23 protein-coding genes are annotated in these 24,256 nt (G+C 68.8%); 12 read left to right on the forward strand and 11 right to left on the reverse strand.

All coding sequences use genetic code 11. From position 1 onward, the window contains the following. Window positions 1-558 precede the first annotated feature (558 nt). The gene (locus NC7_RS13990; RefSeq protein ID WP_067983076.1) at window positions 559-987 is read left to right on the forward strand and encodes a DUF779 domain-containing protein; all 429 of its coding nucleotides are present in this window, start codon (window positions 559-561) and stop codon (window positions 985-987) included. 12 nt (window positions 988-999) lie between these two features. Here NC7_RS13990 and NC7_RS13995 read toward each other — a convergent pair whose 3' ends face one another. The 6 genes from NC7_RS13995 to NC7_RS14020 form a co-directional block, all read right to left on the reverse strand. Further along, on the reverse strand, window positions 1,000-2,382 hold the full coding sequence (locus NC7_RS13995) for a hypothetical protein (RefSeq protein WP_067983078.1): 1,383 nt from the start codon (window positions 2,380-2,382) through the stop codon (window positions 1,000-1,002). Window positions 2,383-2,395: 13 nt separating this feature from the next. Beyond that, entirely contained in the window at window positions 2,396-3,241 is an 846-nt protein-coding gene (locus tag NC7_RS14000) for an ABC transporter permease (protein ID WP_236573437.1), read from the reverse strand. After that, complete coding sequence (locus NC7_RS14005; protein WP_067983081.1) at window positions 3,238-4,191, reverse strand: ATP-binding cassette domain-containing protein; 954 nt, start codon at window positions 4,189-4,191, stop codon at window positions 3,238-3,240. Before NC7_RS14005 ends, NC7_RS14000 begins: the two co-directional genes overlap by 4 nt. Next, on the reverse strand, window positions 4,188-5,444 hold the full coding sequence (locus tag NC7_RS14010; RefSeq protein WP_067983082.1) for a glycosyltransferase: 1,257 nt from the start codon (window positions 5,442-5,444) through the stop codon (window positions 4,188-4,190). The genes NC7_RS14005 and NC7_RS14010 overlap by 4 nt, the downstream gene beginning before the upstream one ends. Window positions 5,445-5,446: 2 nt before the next feature. Then, window positions 5,447-6,871: a condensation domain-containing protein gene (locus NC7_RS14015; RefSeq protein WP_067983084.1), complete on the reverse strand. Its 1,425-nt coding sequence runs from the start codon at window positions 6,869-6,871 to the stop codon at window positions 5,447-5,449. Between the two features lie 193 nt (window positions 6,872-7,064). Beyond that, window positions 7,065-7,775: a TVP38/TMEM64 family protein gene (locus NC7_RS14020; RefSeq protein WP_067983086.1), complete on the reverse strand. Its 711-nt coding sequence runs from the start codon at window positions 7,773-7,775 to the stop codon at window positions 7,065-7,067. Between the two features lie 119 nt (window positions 7,776-7,894). Between NC7_RS14020 and NC7_RS14025 the strand changes: the two genes are divergently transcribed. From NC7_RS14025 to NC7_RS14050, 6 genes are all read left to right on the forward strand, one after another. Beyond that, window positions 7,895-9,766: a methylmalonyl-CoA mutase family protein gene (locus NC7_RS14025; protein ID WP_067983087.1), complete on the forward strand. Its 1,872-nt coding sequence runs from the start codon at window positions 7,895-7,897 to the stop codon at window positions 9,764-9,766. Then, window positions 9,766-12,030, forward strand: a complete 2,265-nt coding sequence (gene scpA, locus NC7_RS14030) for a methylmalonyl-CoA mutase (protein WP_067983091.1) — start codon at window positions 9,766-9,768, stop codon at window positions 12,028-12,030. The genes NC7_RS14025 and scpA overlap by 1 nt, the downstream gene beginning before the upstream one ends. A 223-nt stretch (window positions 12,031-12,253) precedes the next feature. Beyond that, a complete protein-coding gene (gene meaB, locus NC7_RS14035) occupies window positions 12,254-13,255 on the forward strand; it encodes a methylmalonyl Co-A mutase-associated GTPase MeaB (RefSeq protein ID WP_067983702.1) in 1,002 nt (333 codons plus the stop codon). A gap of 189 nt (window positions 13,256-13,444) precedes the next feature. Beyond that, window positions 13,445-13,759 carry a hypothetical protein gene (locus NC7_RS14040; RefSeq protein ID WP_067983095.1) on the forward strand — a complete coding sequence of 105 codons (315 nt, stop codon included), beginning with the start codon at window positions 13,445-13,447 and terminating at the stop codon, window positions 13,757-13,759. Window positions 13,760-13,860: 101 nt separating this feature from the next. Then, complete coding sequence (locus NC7_RS14045) at window positions 13,861-14,226, forward strand: ArsR/SmtB family transcription factor (protein ID WP_067983097.1); 366 nt, start codon at window positions 13,861-13,863, stop codon at window positions 14,224-14,226. Next, window positions 14,223-14,690, forward strand: a complete 468-nt coding sequence (locus NC7_RS14050; protein ID WP_067983099.1) for an SRPBCC domain-containing protein — start codon at window positions 14,223-14,225, stop codon at window positions 14,688-14,690. Before NC7_RS14045 ends, NC7_RS14050 begins: the two co-directional genes overlap by 4 nt. 4 nt (window positions 14,691-14,694) lie before the next feature. On the opposite strand, the gene NC7_RS14055 is transcribed toward NC7_RS14050, so the two are convergent. Then, complete coding sequence (locus NC7_RS14055) at window positions 14,695-16,191, reverse strand: multicopper oxidase family protein (RefSeq protein ID WP_067983101.1); 1,497 nt, start codon at window positions 16,189-16,191, stop codon at window positions 14,695-14,697. A 555-nt stretch (window positions 16,192-16,746) separates the two neighbouring features. On the opposite strand from NC7_RS14055, the gene NC7_RS14065 reads away from it, so the two are divergent. The 3 genes from NC7_RS14065 (at window position 16,747) to NC7_RS14075 (ending at window position 19,239) form a co-directional block, all read left to right on the forward strand. Continuing rightward, window positions 16,747-17,886: a sensor histidine kinase gene (locus NC7_RS14065; protein ID WP_373861253.1), complete on the forward strand. Its 1,140-nt coding sequence runs from the start codon at window positions 16,747-16,749 to the stop codon at window positions 17,884-17,886. Then, window positions 17,883-18,512, forward strand: a complete 630-nt coding sequence (locus tag NC7_RS14070) for a response regulator (protein ID WP_067983107.1) — start codon at window positions 17,883-17,885, stop codon at window positions 18,510-18,512. The genes NC7_RS14065 and NC7_RS14070 overlap by 4 nt, the downstream gene beginning before the upstream one ends. A gap of 94 nt (window positions 18,513-18,606) precedes the next feature. Next, a complete protein-coding gene (locus NC7_RS14075) occupies window positions 18,607-19,239 on the forward strand; it encodes an NAD(P)-dependent oxidoreductase (protein ID WP_067983108.1) in 633 nt (210 codons plus the stop codon). Window positions 19,240-19,275: 36 nt separating this feature from the next. Here the strand turns inward: NC7_RS14075 and NC7_RS14080 are convergent, their stop codons facing one another. Genes NC7_RS14080 through NC7_RS14090 form a run of 3 tightly spaced genes read right to left on the reverse strand, consistent with a single transcriptional unit; the run spans window position 19,276 to window position 22,439 of the window. Then, window positions 19,276-20,163: an amidohydrolase family protein gene (locus NC7_RS14080; RefSeq protein ID WP_067983109.1), complete on the reverse strand. Its 888-nt coding sequence runs from the start codon at window positions 20,161-20,163 to the stop codon at window positions 19,276-19,278. Continuing rightward, on the reverse strand, window positions 20,160-21,200 hold the full coding sequence (locus NC7_RS14085) for a nucleoside hydrolase (RefSeq protein WP_067983110.1): 1,041 nt from the start codon (window positions 21,198-21,200) through the stop codon (window positions 20,160-20,162). Before NC7_RS14085 ends, NC7_RS14080 begins: the two co-directional genes overlap by 4 nt. Before the next feature lie 27 nt (window positions 21,201-21,227). After that, window positions 21,228-22,439 carry an FAD-dependent monooxygenase gene (locus tag NC7_RS14090; RefSeq protein ID WP_067983111.1) on the reverse strand — a complete coding sequence of 404 codons (1,212 nt, stop codon included), beginning with the start codon at window positions 22,437-22,439 and terminating at the stop codon, window positions 21,228-21,230. Window positions 22,440-22,547: 108 nt separating this feature from the next. Here NC7_RS14090 and NC7_RS14095 point away from each other — a divergent pair, with 108 nt between their 5' ends. Both NC7_RS14095 and NC7_RS14100 read left to right on the forward strand, forming a co-directional pair. Beyond that, entirely contained in the window at window positions 22,548-23,117 is a 570-nt protein-coding gene (locus tag NC7_RS14095; RefSeq protein WP_067983115.1) for a TetR family transcriptional regulator, read from the forward strand. A 16-nt stretch (window positions 23,118-23,133) separates the two neighbouring features. Further along, window positions 23,134-23,886 (forward strand): thioesterase II family protein, encoded by a 753-nt coding sequence (locus tag NC7_RS14100; protein ID WP_067983116.1) that lies wholly within the window; start codon window positions 23,134-23,136, stop codon window positions 23,884-23,886. On the opposite strand, the gene NC7_RS14105 is transcribed toward NC7_RS14100, so the two are convergent. Next, window positions 23,867-24,241 carry a DUF2784 domain-containing protein gene (locus tag NC7_RS14105; protein WP_067983118.1) on the reverse strand — a complete coding sequence of 125 codons (375 nt, stop codon included), beginning with the start codon at window positions 24,239-24,241 and terminating at the stop codon, window positions 23,867-23,869. The genes NC7_RS14100 and NC7_RS14105 overlap by 20 nt on opposite strands. Window positions 24,242-24,256 lie beyond the last annotated feature (15 nt).

Consider the following 24,256-nt stretch of genomic DNA (forward strand, 5'->3'; position numbering starts at 1 on the left):
CGGAAGGTAACCGGGCTTCGCGGGGTCGCTCGAGCGGTCGCGGAGGGTTGGCCCGTGCGGAGAAATGGCCTGGGTCACATCCCGACATCTGCAGGTGGCAATGGTGAAGTTACACAGCAACTGTGTCGAGTTCGTCGTCATTCCTCAATGTTTCGGTGTAGGACGCCCGAAATCGGGTTCGCGTGGCAACATTCGGGCTAATGACGGCGAGCGCTGGAAGGTGCCTGTTCGGGCACTCGGCTTGACAGGTGTGAGGTGAGGGACTTCACGTCGGCACGCGTGACGGAATGGCTGCCGTCCGTGTCGAAAGTTGTTTCTCGCGCCGAAAACATCCGACGTGATTTGGTCCCGCGACCATCAACAGAATTCAGGTTTTCGGAATGGTTGCCGGAGCCGCGCGGCGACGCCGGAATCGGCCATTTCGCAGTGGTGGGAGACGCGGTGACGAGCCGGGATGCGGGCCCTCGCTCCGCAGGATTCGGTACGTACCAACGTCGGACCAACCTTGCGCACCGATAGTGTGCACCGAACACCGTCGAGACATGCAAGGAGCGCACCATGGGTAACCGGGCCGGGTCCGTACACCGCGACCGAGATCTCCACGCCCGGTGGGGAAGTCATCGTCACCGTGCGATCGAGGCCACCGGCGAGGCGAGTGACGTGCTCGCGCTGCTCACCGAGATGCACGGCCCGGTCGTCCTCTATCTGGCCCCCGGCACCGACGGCCGAAGTCCGATCTGTGTGCGCCGCGGCGAATTCTGTCCCAGTGCGGACGATGTCCTGGCCGGGCGCACCGCCGCGCACACCGAGTTCTGGATGGCAGGCGACTTCTACGCCGGATTCGAGGACCTCGATGTCGGCATCGAGGTACGCAGCGCGGTGCGAACCGGACGACAATCCGGTTCACTCGAATCCGACTGCGGTTTCCGCTTCACCCTGCGCATCAGCACCCCCGACGCCGCGGAACTGGTCGACGAGGCCTCCTGAACCGTCCCCGCCTCACCAGAAGCGGGGCGTCAACGACCAATCGGCGAATTCGGCGGTCAGCAACTCGCGCAAGGCGGCCCGGTTCGGGAAACGATCCGGGTCGGCGCCGGTGACCACCAGGGTGACGGTGTCGTCGTCGCAGGAGAAGGCCAGGTTCACTCCGACTTCCACCTGGCGGAACAGCTCCACCGGGCCGGGATTGACCACCGGGCGCATGATCACATCGCGGGCCCGATGCCCGTCGAGCACCGCGATGTTCTGTGCGGTGCGGCCCATGTTGGTGCACAGGCATTCCGGTGCCTTCGCGGTGCGGGCGAATCTGTGCAGCACCACCTTCGGCAGCAGCATCTGCACCGGCTGCAGATGCTGGATCGGCGGAATCGTCGCCGGATCGCGGTAGGCGAGGGCGGCGGCCTTGAGCGACGCGCGCACCTCGGGCAGGTCGGTGCGAGCACCGGCGCGATAGGCGACGCTGATCGGCAGGCCGGTGGTCGCGTTGGCGCGCGGGTCGTCGGCCTCGCGCATCGAGTGCGGAATATCCACGCGCACGTGCGCTCCGTCGGCGACGCGGCCACTGCGACCGAGCAGACCGACCGCGACGCCGATCAACAGACCGTTGGTGGTGCCGCCGTGCGCGGCGGCGACGGCGTCCCACTCGGCCAGGTCGAGCTGGACGATCGCGTCGGCGGCCTGCCAGGTGTCCGCGTGCGGCAGACAAGGCTGTGCCGGACGCGGATTGCGAGCCGGTTCGCTCACCCCGCGCGCCCGCCGGGCCGCACGTGCCCCCCGGGCCACCGCGCGCAGCTGGGCGCGCGCGTCGGCGAGGTCGGCGGCGAAGCGGCCGGGTCCGGCGACCGGTCCGACGAGTCTGCCCGCACTCGCCGCGCGATCGGGCTGCTCACCGCGCCCGAGCCGGTCGAGCGAGTCGACGATCGCGTGCATCATGCCGCCGCCGTCGCAGGCGACATGGGAGGCGACGAGCGTGACCACCGTGCCGCCGGATTCGGTCGGTGCCCCCGCCAGCTGCCACACCAGGCCACGGGCCGGGTCGAATTCCACCGCGGCCTGTTCGAGGAACCAGTCGAGCACCGCGTCGTCCGGGATCGGGGTGTCGGACCACCGCAACTGCAGCGACTCGGTGGCGGGCTCCCAGTGGGCGCGCGCGAACGGAAAGCGGGTGGTGCGCACGCGGCGGGCGATGAACCCCGTGGCGAGGTGGGCGTGCCAGCGCTGCAACGATTCTCGGCCGACGGCGGTGTCGAACCGGTAGGCCAGCTGGTTGACCAGGGCATTGGGGTAGAGGCTGTGGAGCTTGAAGAACAGGTCGTCGTCGGCGGTGATCCGGTTCAGGCCTGCGGCGGTGGCCACCGGGACGGCGGGCGAGGTGACGGTCATCGGGATCTCCTGATCAACGGGAACGCAGGGTGCGCACGGTGAGCGGTGCGAAAACGGCGACCACGGCCACCGAGGCCACCAGGGACCAGCAGGCGTCGGCGCCGATCGTGCCCTCGGCGGCGAGGGTCCGCACCGCCGACACCAGGTAGGACACCGGGTTCAGGTCCGAGACGTGGCGCATCCAGGTGGGCATGGACTCCTCGGGCACCAGCGCGTTCGAGGCGAAACCGAGGAAGGTGAGCACGAGCATGCACATGCCCTGCACGGCGGCGGGGCGCGCGATGGTCGCACCGATGAAGGCGAACAACCAGCTGATGGCGGTGGTGGCGAAGACGACGAGAGCCGCCCCGGCGAGGAAACCAGCGGTGTGGTCGGGTCGATAACCCATGGCGAAGCCGACGATCACCACCGTTGTCGCGGCCAGCAGATAGCGGACCGTGCCCGCCAGCAAGGCCCCCGCCACCGGCGCCGAGCGGGCGATCGGCATGGCGACGAACCGGTCGAACACGCCGGAATGGATGTCCTCGGACAACTGCACTCCCGTGGCCACCGAGGAGGTGAGCACGATCTGCACCAACACGCCCGGGATCATGATCGGCAGATACGCCGCCATACTGCCCGCGATGGCGGTGCCGAAGATGTTGCCGAACAGCACCGGCCCGACGATCGGCAACAGCAGCGCGTCATAGAGCAGTTGTGGGCTGTGCCGGAAGGTGAGCAGTCCGCGCCAGGCCATCATCAGCGAATGCCGCAGCGCGGCAACCGGACTCACCCGCGTGACACGGGGTGCTCGGACGACCCGGGCGGTCGGCTTCTCGGTGGTGAGGGTCATGGTGGTGCTTTCACGAAGGGCGGTCATGCCGCGTCGGCTGAGGTCGCGTGGCCGGTCAACGACAGGAACACCTCGTTGAGGTCGGGGCGATCGACGGCGAAGCCGCGCAGGCCGATCCCGGCGGCTCGGCAGGCGGCGACGATGTCGGCGCCCGTGCCGACCTCCGACAGCGTGACCGTGAGCGTCCCGGTGGACGACCCTTCGGGCACCTCTCCGGTGAGTTCCCGGATCAGTGCCTCGGCCCGACGCAGGTGGGCGGTGTCGGGGATGTCGAGGCGCAGCACCTGTTCGCCGATGGAGGACTTCAGTTCGGCCGCGGTACCTTCCGCGACGAGGCTGCCTCGGTCGATCACCGCGATCCGATCGGCCAGTGCGTCGGCCTCCTCCAGGTACTGGGTGGTGAGCAGGACGGTCGCGCCGCGCTCGACGAGGCCGCGCACGATGCCCCACATCCGGTCACGGGTGTGCGGGTCGAGCCCGGTGGTCGGCTCGTCGAGAAAGATCAGCGGTGGCACGGTGATGAGCGTGGCGGCCAGGTCCAGGCGCCTGCGCATCCCGCCGGAGAACGTGTTGACGCTGCGTCGTGCCACCGCCGACAGTTCGAATTCCTCGAGCAGCTCGTCGGCCCGGACGGCGGCGGCCCGGCGCGACAACCCGAGCAGGCGGCCGAACAGGCGCAGATTCTCACTGGCGGTGAGGGTTTCGTCGACCGAGGCGTACTGACCGGTCAGTCCGATCATCGACCGCACGGCGGTGGCCTCCCGCACCACGTCGTACCCGAACACCTCCGCGCTGCCCCGATCGGGCCGCAGCAGGGTGGCCAGCATGCGCACCGTGGTGGTCTTGCCCGCCCCGTTGGGGCCGAGCACGGCGAACACCGACCCGGCCGCGATGCTGAGATCGATGGCGTCGACGGCGGCGAAGTCGCCGTAGGACTTGCCGAGCCCGTCGGTGCGGACGGCGATGTCGGTGCTCACTGCGGCCTCCCGGCATGGTCGAACTGGGCTGTCGGAACGGTCAGGGGGACGAGGGCTTCCACTTCGTCGGCGGCGCGGGCCAGACCGTCGTCGCGGAAGTCGACCGCGTAGGCGGCGGACCGGGCCACGACCCGGGGGTCGGCGACCTCGTCGAGGAGGGCGTCGAGGCGCGCGGCGTTCAGGGACCCGGCACGTGTGGTCGCGGCCAGGCCGAGACGAGACAGCGCCCGGCCCCAGTACGGCTGGTCGGCCTGGATCGCGCAGATCACCTGCGGGACACCCGCTCTCAACGCGGCGGCGGTCGTCCCGGCACCGCCGTGATGCACGGCCGCCAGGCAGCGCGGGAATACCGCCGCGTGGTCGACCTGCTCGACGACGGCCACCTCGGGCGAGAGTCCCGGCTCGATACCCGCCCAGCCCGCCACGAGCAGCAGTCGCCGCCCTCGGCGGGCACACACGGTGCGCAGCATCCGGACCAGGGCGGCGGGATCGTCGACGGTCATCGAGCCGAAGCCGACATAGATCGGGGCCGGTCCGGCCAGCAGCCACGCCGCCAGCGCGGGATCGGCGGGGGCGCCGAGGAACCCGTCGCTGTCCACGGTGAAGCCGGTGACCGGGTGCCGTGCGGGCAGCTCGGCGGCCAGCCCGGGGAACAGGTCGATGTCGTAGGCCTGGATCGACACCCGGCCGGGCAGCGGATGCTCCACGATCCCGGACTCCGCCAACGGCTCGGCCAAGGCGGCGTCACGCGCCCACCGCAGCCCCGACCAGATTCGGCGATTGAGCGCACCGGGCACCCACCGCCCCCAGGCGGCGGGCACCACCGGCACCGATCGGCTGGGGTGGATCGGGAAGAAATGCACTGCGGCCAAGGGCATTCCGACATGGCGCGCCGCCTTCTCCGCTGCCTCCTCGCCCGCCATGCCGGTGACGAGCACGTCGTGTCCCGGGGCGAGCGCGAGCAGATCGCGCACCGCCTCGCCGACACCGCGCCGCTGCAGGTCGAGCACCGCGCGCATCCGCTGACGCGGACTCGCGCTGCGGAAGCGCCGGTCGTCGTGCTGGGTGCGCAACAGCTCGGCGCTGTCGCGCCCGAACCCGACCGCGGCGATGCCGTGGTCGGTGGCGAACTCGACGAGATTGGGCGACAGCGCGAGCGTCACCGAGTGCCCGCGAGCGCGGAGCTCGCGGGCGAGCAGGACGCCGGGCTGGGCATCGCCCCTGCTCCCGGTGAAGGCCAGCAGCGCACGCATGGTCAGCTCGCGCTCAATGCCGCCGACACGTCGGCGGCAGGCGCGACCGAGGCGGGCGCGGCGATCGTTGTCACCGCGTACATGGCCCGGGCGAATTCGGTCAGGTAGCGGTCCATGACTTCGGCGGGCAGACCCGCGGGATACCGGGTGGAGACATAGAGGCCCTCGGGGCCGCGCACCACCCAGAAGTACACCTCCTCGGTGGAGTACGACACCGCGCGCAATGTTCGTCCGCGCAGGTCGGCCACGAGTTCGTAGTCGGGCAGCATCCGGATGTCGAGGAACGACGCGCCGAAGGTCGGTCCCTCCATCGCGCCGACCATGGCCAGTGAACGCCCCCAGGAAGCGTCGTTGCAGATGTGGCCGCGTTTGAGGGCGGCCCTGGTGGCGGTGAGCGCGGCGACCATGTCGGCGCCCGGGGGCAGGGTGATGTCGACGGGGACGACGTTGACGAACCAGCCCATCGACTCGAGCCAGCTCAGATCCGGTCTGGTCGCGATCGGCATCACCGTGCGGAAACGGTCCTGACCGAAGACCTCACGCCAGGCCACGGCCAACGCGGCGAAGACCGTGACTGACAGCCGATGCTTGAGCTGGTCCAGTCGCGCCTCGACTTCCTCGAGTTCGTCGATGGTCAGCAGGGTGCGCGAGACGCTCGGCTGGGCGTGCTCACCGTCGAGTTCGGCGACCATGCCCGCGCCGAAACGGGGCATCGGGGAGCCGGGGGTGCCGAGAAAATCCCGCCACACCGCCACGGCGGGGGAGTCGGGGGTGAGTTCCTCGGCGGCGGCGCGCTCGATGGCGGCGAAATCGGCGGGGCTGCCGAAGGTCGAGGAGTCGCGGATCTCGCCGCCGGTGGTGACGGCGGTGTAGAGGGTGCGCAGTTCCAGGATCAGCACGGCCTGGGAGTACGCGTCGAGCACCGAGTGGTCGGCGGCGACCAGGACGGTGAAGTCGTCGGTGTCGTGGGCGACCGTCGCGACGAGCAGGTGTGGCCACACCAGTGCCGAGAGACGCAGTTCCAGTGCGTCGCAGAGGAACTCGTTGATCTGCTCGCCGTCGGTGAGGTCGGCGACCGCGGCGGAGGTGACGCGGATGGTTCCGGGCGCGGTGGTGATGCGGTGGTAGTCGCCGTCGCCGGTCGGCGCGACCGTGGTGCGGAAGCCCTCGTGCCGGTCGTGCCACAGCTCGAGCGTGCGCGCCCAGGCGTGCGCGTCGAGCGGGGCGTCCATCTCGAAGATGGTGCCGATCCAGCGGCCGCGACCGGGCTGCGGATCGTCGGGGTCGAGGAAGCCGAGGTACTGGGCATGCACGCTGGCCAAGGGCCGTTCGTCGTCGTGCCAGGAGTCGGGCGAGGCGAGCTCGGGGGTCCAGATCGACAGATCGCCGGATCGGATGCGGAAATCGGAGAGATGGGTGTATTCCATGCCGGGTCACCTCATGGTGGAAGAACGTGCCGAGAACGGCGATGAACGGAAGCGGTGAAGACGGGACGCGACACCGGGTGTTGCTCTGGATCCCGCACCGGATGTAGCTGGCGAACCCTGGGCTATCTGGAGTCTATAACTCTGTGAGAATTCTGAAAGATCGCTTAGTCACAACTTCCAGATGTGAAGAAGATCACTTTCTCAATTGTGATCGATCACCGGCGCGACACCATGCCCCTGGAGTAGGGGCATCGCTTTCCGGGGCGACGACCGGCATCCGCACGTCGACGACCAGGCCCAGCAACCCGATGGCAAGACAGATCAGCGACACCGCGATCGCGGCCGGGTGCGTGCCGCCTGTCAGCGCGTCGGCGAGAACGACGGTCGCGATGGTGCCGGGCGCCGAGCCGATCACCGTGGCGATCAGGTACGGAACGAACCGCACCGACGACAGGCCGCAGCAGTAGTTGACCACCGAGAACGGCGCGAACGCGATGAGCCGCAATGCGGCGACCGCGAGCCAGCCGCGCTGCGCCAGCCGCAGGTCGACCGCCCGCACGGCCGGATGGGTGAGGTGCTCGGCGACCCGCGCCCGACCGATCGCCCGCACCCCGAGCAGGGCGAGACCGGCACTCACTCCGGTCGCCCCGAGCGCGATGACCGAACCGAGCAGCGGGCCGAACAGCACTCCGCTGGTGACGGTCAGCACCGTGCGCGGCACCGGCGCCACCGCGACAACGGAATAGAAGAGGAGGAACACCAGGGGCAGCAGTGGGCCCGCACCGCCTGCCCAGTCCCTGACCTGCTGCGGACCCGGCAGCGGAACCAGCATCGCCACCACGAACAGGGCTGCCGACCCGGCCAGGGTCAGCAGCAGTCGAGGGGAGCGGATCAGCTGGAGCACCGCGTCAGCGTACCGGTCGGTAGGGGATGGCCCCAGCGGGTGGACACCATGTCACAGATAGCATCGGGAGCGAACCGGACACATCCCGGTTCGCCGTGACGGAGGAGAGAACAGCAGCTATGCCGATTGGTTCAGAGGCAGGGGCAGGTCTCGCACCGGATCCGGTGCCCGAGTACGCCGCCTGGCGCAAGGGTGTGGCAGGCGTGCTGGCCAAGGCGCGACGGGTCGATCTCGCCGAGCTGCCAACCGAGCCCGAGCATCTGCTCGACGAGACCACCTATGACGGGCTCACCATCGCCCCGCTCTACACCCGCCGCGACGAGCTGCCCGAGCAGCCGTTGCCCGGCACCTTCCCGTTCGTGCGCGGCGGCGACGCCACCCGTGACCCGCAGCGCGGCTGGTTCGTCGGCGCCTTCGCCGGTTCGCCCGATGCCGCGAGCACCAACCGTGCCATCCTCGCCGGGCTGGAGAACGGCGTCAGCGCGATCTCGCTCGGGGTCGGCGCACACGGCGTGCCGGTGACCCAGATCGCGACCGCCCTGTCCGGAGTGCTGTTCGAACTCGCGCCGCTGTCGCTCGTCGCGGGTGCCGAGGTGAGCGCGGCCGCCGAGCAGGTGTTCGAGGTGCTCGACGGCTACCAGCTCGAGGACCACGCCCAGATCCGGGTCGGTCTCGGCGCCGCGCCGCTCACCGACGCCTTCACCGGGCACGCCGATCTCGATGTCGAGCAGGCTGTCGCACTGGCCCGTCGCGCGATCGCCCGTCCCGAATCGGTGCGAGCGATCACCGTCGACGGCACCGCGTTCCACAACGCCGGTGCGGCCGACGCCCAGGAGCTCGGCGCCGCGATCGCCGCCGGTCTGGCCTATCTGCGCGCGCTGACGAACGCGGGCGTCGACATCGCGGACGCGTTCGGTCAACTCGAGTTCCGCTACGCGGCCACCGACGACCAGTTCGCCACCATCGTGAAATTCCGTGCCGCGCGGCGCCTCTGGGCGCGGGTGGCCCAGGTGTGCGGTGCCCCCGCCTTCGGGGCCGCCCCGCAGCACGCCGTCACGTCGGCGGCCATGATGACCCAGCGCGATCCGTGGGTGAACCTGCTGCGCACCACCCTCGCGGCCTTCGGCGCCGGTGTCGGCGGGGCCGACTCGGTGACCGTGCTGCCGTTCGACTCCGCGCTGCCCGCAGGCGAACTCGGTGTGTCGCAGTCGTTCTCGGAGCGGATGGCGCGCAACATCCAGCTGCTGCTGCTCGAGGAATCCCACCTGGGGCACGTGCGGGACCCGGGTGCCGGTTCGTGGTACGTCGAATCGCTCACCGATGAACTCGCCGCCAAAGCCTGGGAATTCATGCAGGAGATCGAGGCCGCCGGGGGTTACCCGGCCGCGCTCGACACCGGTCTGATCGCCGCGCGCATCGCCGAGACCGCCGCCGCGCGCGCCGCCGACATCGCGCACCGCAAGACCGCCGTCACCGGCGTCAACGAGTTCCCGAACCTGGCCGAGGCGCCGCTGTCGGAGCAGGCACGCGAACAGGCCTCGCTGGTGCGCTACGGTGCCGCGTTCGAGGCACTGCGCAACCGCTCCGATGCGTATCTTGCCGCACACGGTGCGCGGCCCAAGGCGCTGATCGTTGCCCTCGGTCCGGTGGCCGAACACAACGCGCGCACGATCTTCACGGCGAACGTGCTGGCCTCGGGCGGTATCGAGTCGGTCAACCCGGGTCCGCTCGCCGTCGACGGAATCGCCACCGCCGCCGCCGAATCCGGTGCGCACATCGCCGTGCTGTGTGGTGCGGACAAGCGTTACGGTGAGGAAGCGGGCGCCGCGGTCGACGCGTTGCGCGCCGCCGGGATCGATACCGTGCTGCTGGCGGGCCCCGACAAGGCCGTCGAGCACTACAGCGGGACGCAGCGTCCAGACGGATTCCTGAGTCTGCGCATCGACGCGGTCGCGGTCCTGTCGCAGCTGCTGGAGAAGGTGGGAGCCTGATGACCACATCCGATATCGAGCACCGCATCGGCAGTTTCGCCGAGGTGCCGCTCACCGAGCGGGCCCCCGAGCCCGCCGCCGTGGAGGCGGATCAGGTGCGGGAGTTCGTGGCCGAGGCGGCCTCGGCCAACCACACCACCGCCGACCAGCTCACCTGGTCCACCCCGGAGGGCATCGACGTGCCGCCGGTGTTCACCAAGGCCGACCGTGATGCCGTTGTCGCAGAGGGCTATCCGCTCGACACGGTGCCCGGCGTCGCGCCGTTCCTTCGTGGGCCCTACCCGACGATGTATGTGAACCAGCCGTGGACGATCCGCCAGTACGCGGGCTTCTCCACCGCCGCGGATTCCAACGCCTTCTACCGCCGCAACCTGCAGGCGGGTCAGAAGGGTCTGTCGGTGGCCTTCGACCTGGCCACCCACCGTGGGTACGACTCCGACCACCCGCGCGTCCAAGGTGACGTCGGCATGGCCGGTGTGGCGATCGACTCGATCCTGGACATGCGCCAGCTCTTCGACCAGATCCCCCTCGACCAGGTGTCGGTGTCGATGACCATGAACGGCGCGGTGCTGCCGATCCTCGCGCTCTACGTCGTCGCCGCCGAGGAACAGGGCGTGACACCCGAGCAGCTGGCCGGAACCATTCAGAACGACATTCTGAAAGAGTTCATGGTCCGCAACACCTACATCTACCCACCCAAGCCCTCGATGCGGATCATCTCCGACATCTTCGCCTTCACCAGCGCGAAGATGCCGAAGTTCAACTCGATCTCCATCTCCGGCTACCACATCCAAGAAGCAGGCGCGACAGCCGACCTCGAGCTGGCCTACACGCTGGCCGACGGTGTGGAGTACATCCGCGCGGGCATCGCGGCGGGTATGGACGTCGACAAGTTCGCGCCGCGCCTGTCGTTCTTCTGGGCCATCGGCATGAACTTCTTCATGGAAGTCGCCAAGCTGCGCGCCGGACGCCTCCTGTGGAGCGAACTGGTGTCGAAGTTCGAGCCCAAGAGTGCGAAATCGCTGTCGCTGCGCACTCATTCGCAGACCTCGGGCTGGTCGCTGACCGCCCAGGACGCCTACAACAATGTGGCGCGCACCTGCATCGAGGCGATGGCCGCGACCCAGGGGCACACCCAGTCGCTGCACACCAACGCCCTCGACGAGGCCCTGGCGCTGCCGACGGACTTCTCCGCCCGCATCGCCCGCAACACCCAGCTGCTGATCCAGCAGGAGTCCAACACCACCCGCCCGATCGACCCGTGGGGCGGCTCGTACTACGTCGAGTGGCTCACCCACCAGCTCGCCGAGCGGGCCCGCGCCCACATCGCCGAGGTGGAAGCGCACGGCGGCATGGCGCAGGCGATTTCGGAAGGCATTCCGAAGCTGCGCATCGAAGAGGCCGCTGCCCGCACCCAGGCGCGGATCGACACCGGGCAGCAGCCGGTGATCGGCGTCAACAAGTACCAGGTCGAAGAGGACCACGAGGTCGAGGTCCTCAAGGTCGAGAACTCGCGGGTGCGTGCCGAGCAGATCGAGAAGCTGGAACGTCTGCGCGCCGAACGTGACCCGGTCGCGGTCGAGCAGGCGCTGGCCGAATTGACCCGTGCGGCAGCCTCTTCCGAGGGCGGCATGGAGAACAATCTGCTCGCGCTGGCCATCGACGCGGCCCGCGCCAAGGCCACCGTCGGTGAGATCTCCGACGCGCTGGAGAAGGTGTACGGCCGCCATCAGGCCGAGATCCGTACCCTGTCCGGTGTGTACCGTGACGAAGCAGGCAAGGCATCCAACATCGGTGCCGCCATCGCGCTGGTCGAGGAGTTCGCCGAGGCCGAGGGTCGTCGCCCCCGCATCCTGGTCGCCAAGATGGGCCAGGACGGGCACGACCGCGGCCAGAAGGTGATCGCGACCGCCTTCGCCGACCTCGGCATGGACGTCGACGTGGGCCCGCTGTTCCAGACCCCCGAAGAGGTGGCGCGCCAGGCGGCCGACAACGACGTGCACATCGTCGGTGTCTCCTCGCTGGCCGCGGGTCACCTCACGCTGGTGCCCGCCCTGCGGCAGGCGCTGGCCTCGGTCGGTCGCCCCGACATCATGGTCATCGTCGGCGGCGTCATCCCGCCCGGTGACTTCGACGAGCTCTACGAAGCGGGCGCCGCCGCGATCTTCCCGCCCGGCACCGTCATCGCCGACGCGGCGATCGACCTGCTGCGCAAGCTCGGCGCCTCGCTCGGGCACGAGCTCGGGGACGACGCCCCCGCATGATGCGGTCCACCTGCTGCGCCGCGCGCGAATGTGCCTGCGGTGCGGCGGGTTCGGGCCTGCCCGTGCGGGCGGGTGACGGGCGAACGGTCGAGGCACCGGGTCGGCGGCAGCGCGGACCGGTGCCGGTCGGAGGGACACGGACATGAACGAGGCCGCACAGGGTGGGCATCCCCGCCTTGGCACCACGGCGGGTGTCGGGGCGCCCCGCAACGGCGAACGAGCCGTGGCGCGGACACCGCGCACCATCGACGTCGACGCGCTCGCGGACGGTATCCGCGCCGGTCAGCGGGCCGCGCTGGCCCGGGCGATCACCCTGGTCGAATCGACCAGGTCCGATCACCGCGAACTCGCCCAGCAACTGCTGCTGCGGGTGAGCGCCGAACCCGGTGCGGTGGTGTCGAACCGGGTCGGGATCACCGGCGTTCCGGGCGTGGGAAAGTCGACGTTCATCGACGCGCTCGGCATGTACCTGCTCGGCAAGGGGCACCGGGTCGCGGTGCTGGCCGTCGATCCGTCCTCCACCCGTACCGGCGGGTCCATCCTGGGCGACAAGACCCGGATGGCGCGGTTGTCGCTGGAAGCCGATGCGTTCATCCGGCCCTCGCCCACTGCGGGCACCCTCGGTGGCGTCGCCAAGGCGACCCGCGAAACGATCGTGCTGCTCGAGGCCGCCGGTTACGACGTGATCCTGGTGGAGACAGTCGGCGTCGGGCAGTCCGAAGTGACCGTCGCCAATATGGTCGACGTCTTCTGCTTCCTGACCCTGGCCCGGACCGGCGATCAGTTGCAGGGCATCAAGAAGGGCGTGCTGGAACTGGCCGAGCTCGTCGCGGTGAACAAGGCCGACGGCAAGCACGAGATCGAGGCCAAGGGCGCCGCGCGCGAACTGGCCGGTGCGCTGCGGCTGATCCACCCGCACGACGCACTGTGGAAACCCCCGGTGCTGACCATGAGCGGGCTGGAAGGCCTCGGCCTGGACAAGTTCTGGGACACCGTGCTCGAACATCGACGGGTGCTCACCGAGGCGGGGGAGTTCGCCGAGAAGCGTCGCCGTCAGCAGGTCGACTGGACCTGGACCATGGTGCACGACCAGATCCTGCGCCGTCTGACCGAGAATCCGCGCGTGAAAGAGGTCCGCGCGCAGGTGGAATCGGCCGTCCGCGCCGGGGAACTCACCCCCGCTCTCGCCGCCGAGGAAATTCTCACGGCATTCGACCGGAGTTGACGATCGCCCTGCGATAGCTGACCACGGTAAGGCTTGCCTATCGAGGCGTTGTCCGCTGGGGTTCATGACCTTTCACCTCGAAGTTCGTGGATGATATTCCGTTACCACTCTATTCGCCAGCTGTTGTCTGCCACGATTTCCGTGGATGCTGGAAGGTGGACGCCGCAAGCGACTGCCGAGGAGGTAGTGATGGCGATCTACCGCACCGATCGGATCATGGGTAGCGACAAGACCCCCGAGCAGGCGGTTCTCGGGGGAGACGGCCGGTGGCGGCTCACCTGGTTGCCGGAATTCGGCCTCACGACTGATCAGGCGGTATCGGGACTGCGCCTGGACGAGATCCTCAGCGACCCGGACCTGGTCTACGACCGGATGGCGCTGGCAGAGGCCACCACCTGCGCCGATCGCATCGGCATCATCCTAGAGCTCGCGATGGTGCGCCTGTGGAAGCGGCTGAACAGCGCCATCGCACTCTGTGGGCTCTTCCTGGCCCGACTCGCCTGACCTGGACCGACGAGGGTCTTCCGGGACCCACCGCGCGGACGCGGTGGGTTTTTCTCGTCCTGGGGTTGCGCGAGAGGTCATCTGTGTGAATACTTAGGCATGTGCCTAAGTATTCGAGCGGTGAAGCGGACGGGAGACTCGACGATGTCTTCCGGGCGCTCATGGATCCGACTCGGCGGGCGATCGTCGAACGGCTGTCGCGGGGACCCGCATCGGTCTCCGAACTCGCGGCGCCTTTCGACGTCGCGATGCCGACGATCGTGCAGCACCTCAAAGCCCTGGAAGCGGGGCGGATCGTCGCCTCGGCCAAGGTCGGGCGCGTGCGCACCTACCAGTTGGTTCCCGGTGCCTTCGGGCCCGCGATCGACTGGCTGGGACGCCAGCGCCCACCCGCCGAACGGCAGCTCGACCGGCTGACCGCATTGCTCACCGAAACAGCGAAATCCTCAGAAGGAGAACAACAATGAACACCGTGACCCGTTCCGTCAAGCACGCCCAGTTCACCATCGAGCGCGAGCTGCCCGTGGCGCCGTCGGTCGCCTTCCAGGCCTTCGCCGATCCGGAGATCAAGAGCCGCTGGTTCGGTGGCGAGGAAGGCTGGGAGCAGGGTGAGGTCTCGCTGGACTTCCGTGTCGGCGGCCAGGAGGTCAACGAGGGCACCTTCGAAGGGAAGATGACCTCCCGCTTCGTCGCGACCTACACCGACATCATCGACGACGAACGCCTCGTCTACACCTACGACATGTGGATCAACGGCGCCCACATCTCCACCTCGGTCGCCACCTGGGAATTCGAACCGACCAGCACCGGCACCAAACTCACCCTCGTCGAATTCGGCGCCCACCTGGACGGATTCGACACCGGTGCCCAGCGTGAAGAGGGCACCCGCGAACTGGTCGACGCGCTGGTGCGCTACCTCAGCGCCGCGTGATCGGTCAGCCGTGACCCATGGCGCCCATGTCCATGCGCATCGGCGCCGGGCGCTGTCCCGGGGCGAGGACCAGGAACTGACCCATCATCCCCTGATCCTCGTGATGGAGTAGGTGGCAGTGGAACATGTAGGGGTAGGTGGGGTCGGTGTGGTCGGCGAAGCGCATGGCCAGGGTGTAGGTGCTACCGGAACTCGTGTAGACGGTGTCCTTCCAGCCCGACAGTGCTGGGGGAGGGGCCTTTCCGTCGACGGTGAGGATCTGGAACTGCACATCGTGGACGTGGAAGTTGTGCGGCCAGTTGTCCTTGTTGCGCACCGACCAGACCTCGGTGGTGTCCACGGGGATGGTCATGTCGATGCGATTCATGTCCATCCGCTGGTTGTTGATCATGAACCACTGCAGGTCGAAGGACCGTGTCGCCGGGGTCGTCGCGGCGGCGAGTGCGGCCATCGGGATCAAGGACGTGGGTAGGGGCGCGCTGGGGCGCAGCGTTTCGGCGGCCTGGAGGGCGAGGATGTCGAAGGTGTCGTCGAAGCCGAACTCGGCGGCACGGTCGATGCCCGCGCGGTCGGTGATCGGCAGCGACCGCAACGTGGTGTTCTCACCGGGACGCAGCGCGATCACGATCTCGGCGCGCTCGCCGGGGCTGAGCTGGATCTGTTTCAGCGCAACGGGTTTCGTTATCAGGCCGCCGTCCGTGCCGATCAGGTGGAAGGTCCGGCCGTCGGCGAGGGCGAGGTTGTAGAGGCGGCCCGAGGAGCCGTTGAGGATGCGCAAACGCACCCGTTCGGTGGTGACCTCCAGGTGCGCGCCCGCGATGCCGTTGGTGACGATGGTGTCGCCCAGCAGGCCCACATCGGTGGGGTCGGACTCGTCCACCGCGCCGTCGGTGGTGAATCGGCGGTCCTGGATCACCAGTGGAATGTCATCCACCCCATACTCTTTCGGTAGCGGAAGTGCCTCAGCCGCATCGTCATCGATGAGGAAGAAGCCGGACAGACCTCGGTGCACATGCTTTTCCGTCGCACCGTGCGGATGCGGGTGATACCAGAGGGTCGCGGCCTGCTGCCGCACCGTCCAGCTCGGCGTCCACACCGCGCCCGGCGCGATCATCTGATGCGGTCCGCCGTCGAACTTCGCGGGCAGGTGCATGCCATGCCAATGCACCGACGTCGCCTCGGGCAGGGCATTGCTGATCGCGAACTCGACCCGCTCACCGCGCCGCGCCCGCACCGTCGGGCCGAGCACCGACCCGCTGTAACCCCAGCTGGGTGTCGAGACCCCACGCAACATCTCGGTCGAGCCCGCCTGGGCGCGCAGGGTGAACCGCCGGACACCGTCGACACCGACGGACGACGGCGCGAGCGGCGGGATCGGCAATGGACGAGTACCGTGCGCGGCCGAAACGGACGGCCGAACCGAACACCCCGCCGCATACACCACCGGTGCTAGAGCCAAGCCGGTGAGGAAACCTCGTCGCGAAACCACAGGTAACTCCATCTCTGTGTGGGAACCACCAGCTTCGCCCGGTTCTTCCGCGCCCGACTCAGCCCACCGGCCCGACCACCACCCCGAAATTCCGACCGCCCGACCCTTGCGCGCCCTTTTGCGAGCTGCTATAGGGATTGCGGATGATCCTGGTCTCCAGTAGACGATGCCTCCGGGAGCCCAGGGGCCGCCGGTCGCAGCCGAATCCCATCGGCGCGAAGTCCCGGGCGGCCGAGAAAGTCGCGAGCTCCGCTGGAGCGTCGCTCCCGCCCCCGCTGCCCGCCACGACGGCGACGCGGCACATTCCTGGCGGTGGACACAAGCGCGCGCTCGGACCGAGCCGACGGTGACGTCGGGCGGCGCACGCCCGTGATGTATCCGGGGCGGCGCGGCCGACGTGAACCCGGCCATGCCCGGCGGCGGCCGTTCCGGGCCGTCCATAGCGACACTGCGCGATCGGCTACACGCCGCGTTACGGCGCCCCGGGCGTGCGGCGGCGGACGGTCCGGTGTGTCGGGGTCGCGGGCGGTCGGGCCTTCCACGGTCGACGCATACGGTGGGAACGTGATCGATGTCCGTGCTCGCCCTGACCTGCGCCGCCTGCTGCGGTGGCTGCCGGTGGCCGTGGTCCCGGTGCTGCTGTCGGCCAGTACGTACCCAGGTCAGTTCCGGGTCCCTGTGCACTATTGGGTGCTCGCGATGAGCGCCGCCGTGGTGTTCGCTGTGGGGCGGCGGTGGCCGTTGGCGGTGTCGCTCATGCTCTCAGCTCTGGCGGTCCCGATGTTCCGTACCGAGGCGTGGGGTGTCGCCGGTCTGGTGCCGTATCTCGGAGCGGTGGCGCTGGTCGATGTCGTCGCCCGGACCCACCGGCGCCTGACTGTCGCACTCGCGACCGGTGGGTGGGCGGCGGCGGTTGTCCTCGGGTGGATCGGGCTGCACGACACCTCCATCGGTCGCGCTTCCACCCTCGTCGAGGGCGTCGCCTACGTGGGACTGCCGCTGCTGTTGGGGTTGTACCTGCGCGGGCAACGCGAGCTGGCCGACAATCTGCGCCTGCGCGCCGCCGACGCCGAGGCGCGCACCCGCCTCGACGAGCGAGCGGCGATGGCCAGGGAACTGCACGATGTGGTGGCCCACCACATGGCCTCGATCATCTTGCGGATCTCGGTCGCCGGTCACGTTGTACGGCAGGCGGATCCGCGGATCACGGCGGTCCTCGACGATGTCCGGGCCACAGCGACCGACGCGCTGGGCGACATCCGGAGACTGCTCGCGGTGCTCCGCGATCCCGCGCTGGGGGAGGTGGCGCTGGTGGAGCCAGACGCCGTCGGTGCGGAGGTCGACGCCGCCGTCGCACGCGTACGAGCCGCCGGATTCGCTGTCGAGCCGACAATCGGTGACCTGGGTGGGCTCGACGCCATCCGCAGGCTCACTCTGCTGCGGTTGGTGCAGGAATCGCTCACCAATGTCATGAAGCACGCGAATCACGTCGTGCCGGTGCGATTCTCGATCGACCAGGACGACGACGGCATCACGCTGACCGTCGTGAGCGGTGCCGACAATGCCGCGACAACGCCCGGCCACGGCATCATCGGTATGCGTGAGCGCGCCGAACTCGCCGGAGGCACACTGACCACCACCGCCGAGGACCAGCGCTGGGTCGTGCGTGCCCACCTGCCGGACCGGCCTCGAGGAGGACAAGAGTGATCCGCGTACTACTCGCCGACGACCAACGCCTGATCCGGGCCGGACTGCGCATGCTCATCGAGGACACCGACGACATCACCGTCGCCGGTGAAGCCGCAGACGGCGTCGAAGCGGTCCGCCTGCACACCGAACTACGTCCCGACCTGGTGATCATGGATCTGCGCATGCCAGGACTCGACGGTATAGGTGCCACGCGGCAGATTCTCACCACCGAGCCCCGGGCGAAGGTCCTGGTACTGACCACTTTCGACGACGACGAACACCTGTTCCCCGCCCTGTCCGCAGGCGCGACAGGCTATTTCGTGAAAGACACCGACCCCGACGTCCTCCTCGACGCCATCCGCCGCACCGTCGAAGGCGACCTCCTCTTCTCACCCACCCTGCTCCGCAGACTCGTCACCCGAGCGCTCACTACCCCACCCGAAACCCCCTCGCCCCCAGCTGATCTCACCCCCCGCGAACGCGAGGTCCTGCGCCTGGTAGCCGAAGGTCACGGCAACCAGGAGATCGCCGACCACCTCCACCTCGGCGTGAGCACCGTCAAAACCCACATCGTCAACCTGCTCGACAAAACCGGCACCGACAACCGCGTCCGCCTCGCGGTCTACGGCTCCAAGTTGCCTTGATGTTTCGATGGTGAGATACCTCATCATTGATTAGATCAACATTGAGATATATTTCTGTGTGCGGCAGACGAGCTGTCACACAGGAGGTTTGATCATGCGTATCACGGTGTTCGGGGCGGGCGGGGCAGTCGGTGGTCGGGTGGTGTCCGAGGCGATCGCGCGCGGACACGACGTCACCGCGGTCGTGCGCCGGGCCGTGCGTCTGCCCGACGGTGTCCGGGTGCGTATCGGCGATGCCGCGAACGCGGACGAGGTCGCAGTGCTCAGCGCGGGGCAAGATGTCGTGGTCGCCGCCACTCGTCCCGCTCCGGGGCGTGAACCGGAACTGTCGGTCGTCGCCGCGGCCATGCTCGACGGCGTCGCGCGTAGTGGTGTCCGGCTGCTGGTCGTCGGCGGCGCGGCAACGCTACTGGTGCCAAGCGTGGGCACCATGTTGCACGAAACACCGGGATTCCCGGTGGAATTGGCAGCCATCGCGCAGGCGTGCGCGGAGCAACTGGCGGCCTGCCGGGCGCACACGACCGCCGACTGGACCTATCTGAGCCCACCGGCCGAACTGGATCCGGGCGTGCGCACGGGCAACTACCGGGTCGGCGCCGACGAGCTTCTGGTCGACGCCGACGGCGGATCCTGGATCTCGATGGAGGACTTCGCGGTGGCACTGCTCGATGAAGCTGAACGTCCCGCCCACCGGCGCGCTCGATTCACAGTCGCGGCGGGTGGATAGCAGCGATCGTCTGGACGGACGCTCGACGCGGAAGGGCTAGGACGCGTCGAGGTCGAACAGGTGGACGGCGTTGTCGTGGCAGACCTTTCGGAGCCAGTCGGGGCCGAGGTCGAGGCGTTCGAGAGCGGCGATGGCCTCGGCGTAGGGGTAAGGAATGTTGGGGAAGTCGCTGCCGAAGAGGATGCGGTGGCCGAAGGCGAGTAGGCGGTCCCGTTGGTCGGCGGGGAAGGGGGCACCTGTTTCGGTGAAATCGGTCCAGACCATGGTGGTGTCGAGGTAGAGCTGGGGGTATTGCTCGGCCAGGTCGAGGAATTCGCGATATTCGGGGGTGCCCATGTGGGCGATGATCAGGCACAGGGTGGGGAAGCGGCGCAGGAGTTCGGCGATGGGGGCGGGACCTGTGAACTCGCCAGGGGCGGGGCCCGAACCGCAGTGGATGAGGACGGGGACGCCGGTGTCGGCCAGGATCGCCCACACCGGGTCGAGCAGTGGGTCGAGCGGGGAGAACGAGCCGACCTGGATGTGCACCTTGAAGATTCGCGCACCGCGCTCGATCGCGTCGGCCACATACCGTGGCGCGTCGGGTTCGGGGTAGAAGGTCGCGGTGTGCAGGCAGTCCGGGGTGCGGGCGGCGAACTCGGCGGTCCACTCGTTGAGCCACTCACCCATATTCGGTTTGTGCGGGTACACCAGTGCGGTGAATGCCCGAACACCGAAGTCGCGCAACGTTTTCAGGCGTACCTGTTCGTCGTCGCGATAGGTGATCGGCCAGGGGCGGCCGGTGAGGGGGCCCGCCGTGTCGAAGTAGGCCCATACCTTGCGCATCACCTGGTCGGGCATGAAATGGGTGTGCACGTCGACGATCGCGGGCAGCTCCAGCCTGCGGCGGAAGTCGGCGAGATAAGTGACGGTATCGATGGTCATGGTTGCTCCGGGTACAGGCGTCGCGCGAACGCTCCGACGCGGGTGACGAGGCGGTCGAAGAACACGGCCGGGTCGGTGCCGATCACGATGTCGGCGTTGGGTTCTCGGCCCCACATGCCCGTCCAGTCGGCCACGGTCGTCGCCCGGGTGATGGTGCCCGCCAACTCCACGTCGACAGTCGCGGGCCGGGTGGTCGCCAGGTCGGGGTCGAGTGCGACGGCGGCGGCGAAGGGGTCGTGCATGTGCGCGAGATACCCCAGGTCGTACTGGTGGTGGAAGTCGAAATAGAACCGCACCGCGTCGGTCAGATACCGCACGATCGGATTCGTGGCGGCAGAACGCCATTCGGCCGGATGGTCGGCCGCCACCAGATCCGGTGTGGGACTGCCCGCCGCCTCGGCCAGGCGTACGAGATGTTCGGGCCGCATCTCGATGGTCTCGGTGATGTCGAGCGCGCACACCAGCGGCCGACGATCCGGTGGTGCCGCGGAGAACGCGTCGAACACCTCTTTGGCAGCTTCCGGGTCGACATGGATGTTCCACTCGTTGGTCGGCGTCGTGTTCCCGGGATGATTGAACGCGCCACCCATCACGACCAGCCTGCGCAACAGCCGGGGAAGCTCCGGTTCCAGCCGTAACGCCAGCGCGAGATTGGTGAGCGGGCCGGTGCACAACCCGATCGCCGCACCGGGATTCGCGCGCGCCAGCTCCACCCACATCCGCGCCGCCGACCGATCCGACACCGCGCGCGGCGACAGCGGCAGCACCGCGTACCCGAGTCCCTGCGGGCCGTGCGTGTCCTCGGTGGTGCGCAGCGGGATCGCCAGCGGCTCGGCCGCCCCAAGCGCCACCTCGATCTCGGGTGCCCGGCCCAGATCAAGCACGGCGAGCGTATTGGCCGCCACCTGCACGGCGGGCACATTGCCCGCCGTGGCCGCGATCCCGAGGATCTCGGCCTCGGGCGAGGCGAGCAGATAGAGCATGGCCAGGGAGTCGTCGATCCCGGTATCGACGTCGAGGATGATCGGCTGCGGCACCAACCGAGAGTAGCCAGACGTCCGCCGTCAGTAGCGCGGCAGGGCGAAGTCCTCGTTGTCGGCGAAGAACAGTTTCGCGGTGACAGGGCGCATCGGTCGCGATGTCAGCAGCCGCACACTGACCCGCATCATCCGGGTCATGAAGGCACTGCGCGGAACCATCATGTCGATGCCGCCACCGGGAATCTCCTTGGCCTTGGCCAGGAACGGGCTGATCGCGTCCTGGTAGCGGCGCAACGCGGCAGGCAGGTCGTCGGGAGTGGCGGCGATCTCGGCGGCCAGCACGTACCCGCCGACGATCGCCATCGCGGTGCCCATGCCGGTGAGGGGAGAACCGCAGTATCCGGCGTCACCGACGAGTGTCACCCGGCCGACGGCCAGCTCGGGCACGTCGACGCGGGCGAGGTCGTCGAAGTAGAAGTCGGGCGTGGTCTCCATGGCGGCCACGATCTCCGGTGCGCGCCAGCCCGCGTCGCGCAGGGCCCCTCGGATGAGGGCGCGCTGAGCCTCGGGGTCGCGACGCAGTGTGGGATCGATGTCGGTGCGGACCATGATGATGGCCTTCGCGGTGGCCGGGTCACCGTCGGGTCGGATGCCGACCATCGTGCCGGGCAGCAGGCGCATCGCGAACCAGCCCGGCTCGGCGTCGGCGGGCGTCGGCATGGTGAAGAACGCGCCGTAGGCACCGAGGTTGGTGACGAATCGGTCCTCCGGGCCGAACACCAGCCGCCGGGTCGCCGAGTGGACGCCGTCGGCGCCCACGACCAGATCGAAGCGACCGGTATCGCCTGAGGCGAAGGTGACGTCGACGCCGGTTTCGTCCTGCTCGACGCGCTCGATCCAGTCGCCGTAGCGGTAGTCGAGCTCGCCGTTGTCGGCCGAGGTCACCGCGTCGAGCAACACCTGGTTCAGATCGCCCCGGGTGATCTCGATGTCGGCGACGGCGCCCATACCGTCGAAGTCCTCCATCGCCATGCGGGCGTAGACCCGGCCTTCGCCGTCGACGTAGGCCATGCCGCGTTCGTCGAGCTGGTACTTGCGGATGCTCTCCATCAGGCCCATGCGCTCGACCGCGTCCTTGCTCGGTCCGCGCAGATCCACCGCCTGCCCGCCGGGCCGGGGTGCCGCCGCGCGCTCGACGACGGTGGTGCGAATGCCCTTGCGCAGCAGTTGAAGTGCGACCGTGTTGCCCGCGATGCCGCCGCCGGCGACCAGAACGTGCAGTGCAGTGGTGGTCATGAGTGTGTCCCGCCTCGATATTTGAACGAATGTCTTAGACCATTGTCTAACAAAGTATTGCACGCTTGTCTAGTACAAACGTCTAAGACGGTGGGGTAGTCTCGCGGCATGGGCAACCGAGAAGATCTGCTGGCCGGTGCGCGCAAGGTGATCATGGAGCGCGGCGTGGCCAAGGCGACCGCACGCGATATCGCCGCAGCGGCCGGGGTGAGTCTGGCCGCCATCGGCTACCACTTCGGCTCCAAGGACCGCCTGGTCACCGAGGCGCTCAGTGAAGCGCTCGGCGACGCGCTGGGCGACGGGATGCGGGAACTCATCGAGGAAGGGGCGGGCGGCACACCGCTGGCAGGTCTGGCGCACCTCTGGAACGGCATGCCCGCCGTCTTCGCCGACAACAACGAGGCGATGCTGGCCAGCCTCGAGAACATCGTCCGCATCGTGCGCTCCGAGGACGCGCGCGCCCAACTCGGCGATCAGCTCGACGAGGCCTACCGTGACCTGGCGGCCGATCTGCGCGCCGCCCATCCCGACCTGGGCGAAGCCGAGGCCGAGGCGATCGGCCGCCTGTACTTCGTGCTCGCGCAGGGCCTCGGTGTGCTGTGGTTGCTGAAGCCTGGCGAAACAATACTCGACGGTGACCGGCTGTCGACCGCCGTGCGCGCCCTCGCGGGCCGATGAGCGAGAAGAAGGAACAGTGGGAGCGAACACTGCTGCGACACAATGGCTTCGGGTACTCCGTCGGGAGAGCGCACCGCGCAGGCAACTGGTGTGCCTCGCCCCGGGCGGTGCTTCCGCCGCCTTCTATCGAGGGCTGGCCCAGCACATCGGCCCCGGCATCGAGGTCGTCGCGGCGCAATACCCCGGCCGCCAGGACCGCTTGGGCGACCCGCTCATCACCGACTTGCCCGAGCTGGCCGGCGAGATCGCCGCCGACCTGTTGAACCTGCCACCCACGCCCCGCGCCCTGTTCGGTCACAGCATGGGTGCCACGGTCGCCTACGAGGTCGCGCGGCGGCTCGCGGCCGACGGACGGCCGGTGCGGGAACTGATCGTCTCCGGCCGTCCCGCACCGGATTTCGTCGAGACGGGTCTGCTACACAAGGCCTCCGACGCCGAGCTGATCGACCACCTGGAGCGCTTGGCGGCCGACCCCGCGCCGGTGCGACTGTTGCGCACCGAGCCGGGTCTGGCCGAACTGGTTCTCCCGGGCCTCCGCGCCGACTACCAGGCGGTCGAAACCTATCGACACCGGCCGGGGTCGGTGTTGAACTGCCCGGTGACGGCCTTCGTGAGCACCGAGGACCCCACCACGAGCCTCGCTCAGGCCGAACAGTGGCAAACGGTCACCGATGGGCCGTTCAGCCTGTGCACCTTCCCCGGCGGACACTTCTACTTCGACGACGAGCCCCGAGTTGTCGCCGAGGCGATCACGCGGTGTCTGACGTGAACGGACGGTGGTGCAGGCGCACATAGCCCACCCAGGAGACGAGGACCGCGGTCGCCGCGGCCGCACGGACCAGGCCGAGCGCGCTGTCGGGGTAGATCACTCCGGTGAGATAGTGGTCGATGAAACCGGCTTCGGGCAGGCCGGACATCCCGGCGCGGGCGCGGGCCCAGTTCTCGGCGTAGGTCAGCGGGCAGTCGAATCCGATGAGGATGGTGCCGAAACCCCAGGAGGCGGCGAGCAGGTGGGCGCCGATGGTCCGGGGCCACCGCCACGCCAGAAAACCGCCGACCACCACGTACGCGACGAACGCGACGTGGGTGACGGCGATCAGATCGGCCAACACCCGGAACGGCACATATCCAGATTAGGT

The organism is Nocardia caishijiensis NBRC 108228 (assembly GCF_001612825.1).
GTDB lineage: Bacteria > Actinomycetota > Actinomycetes > Mycobacteriales > Mycobacteriaceae > Nocardia > Nocardia caishijiensis.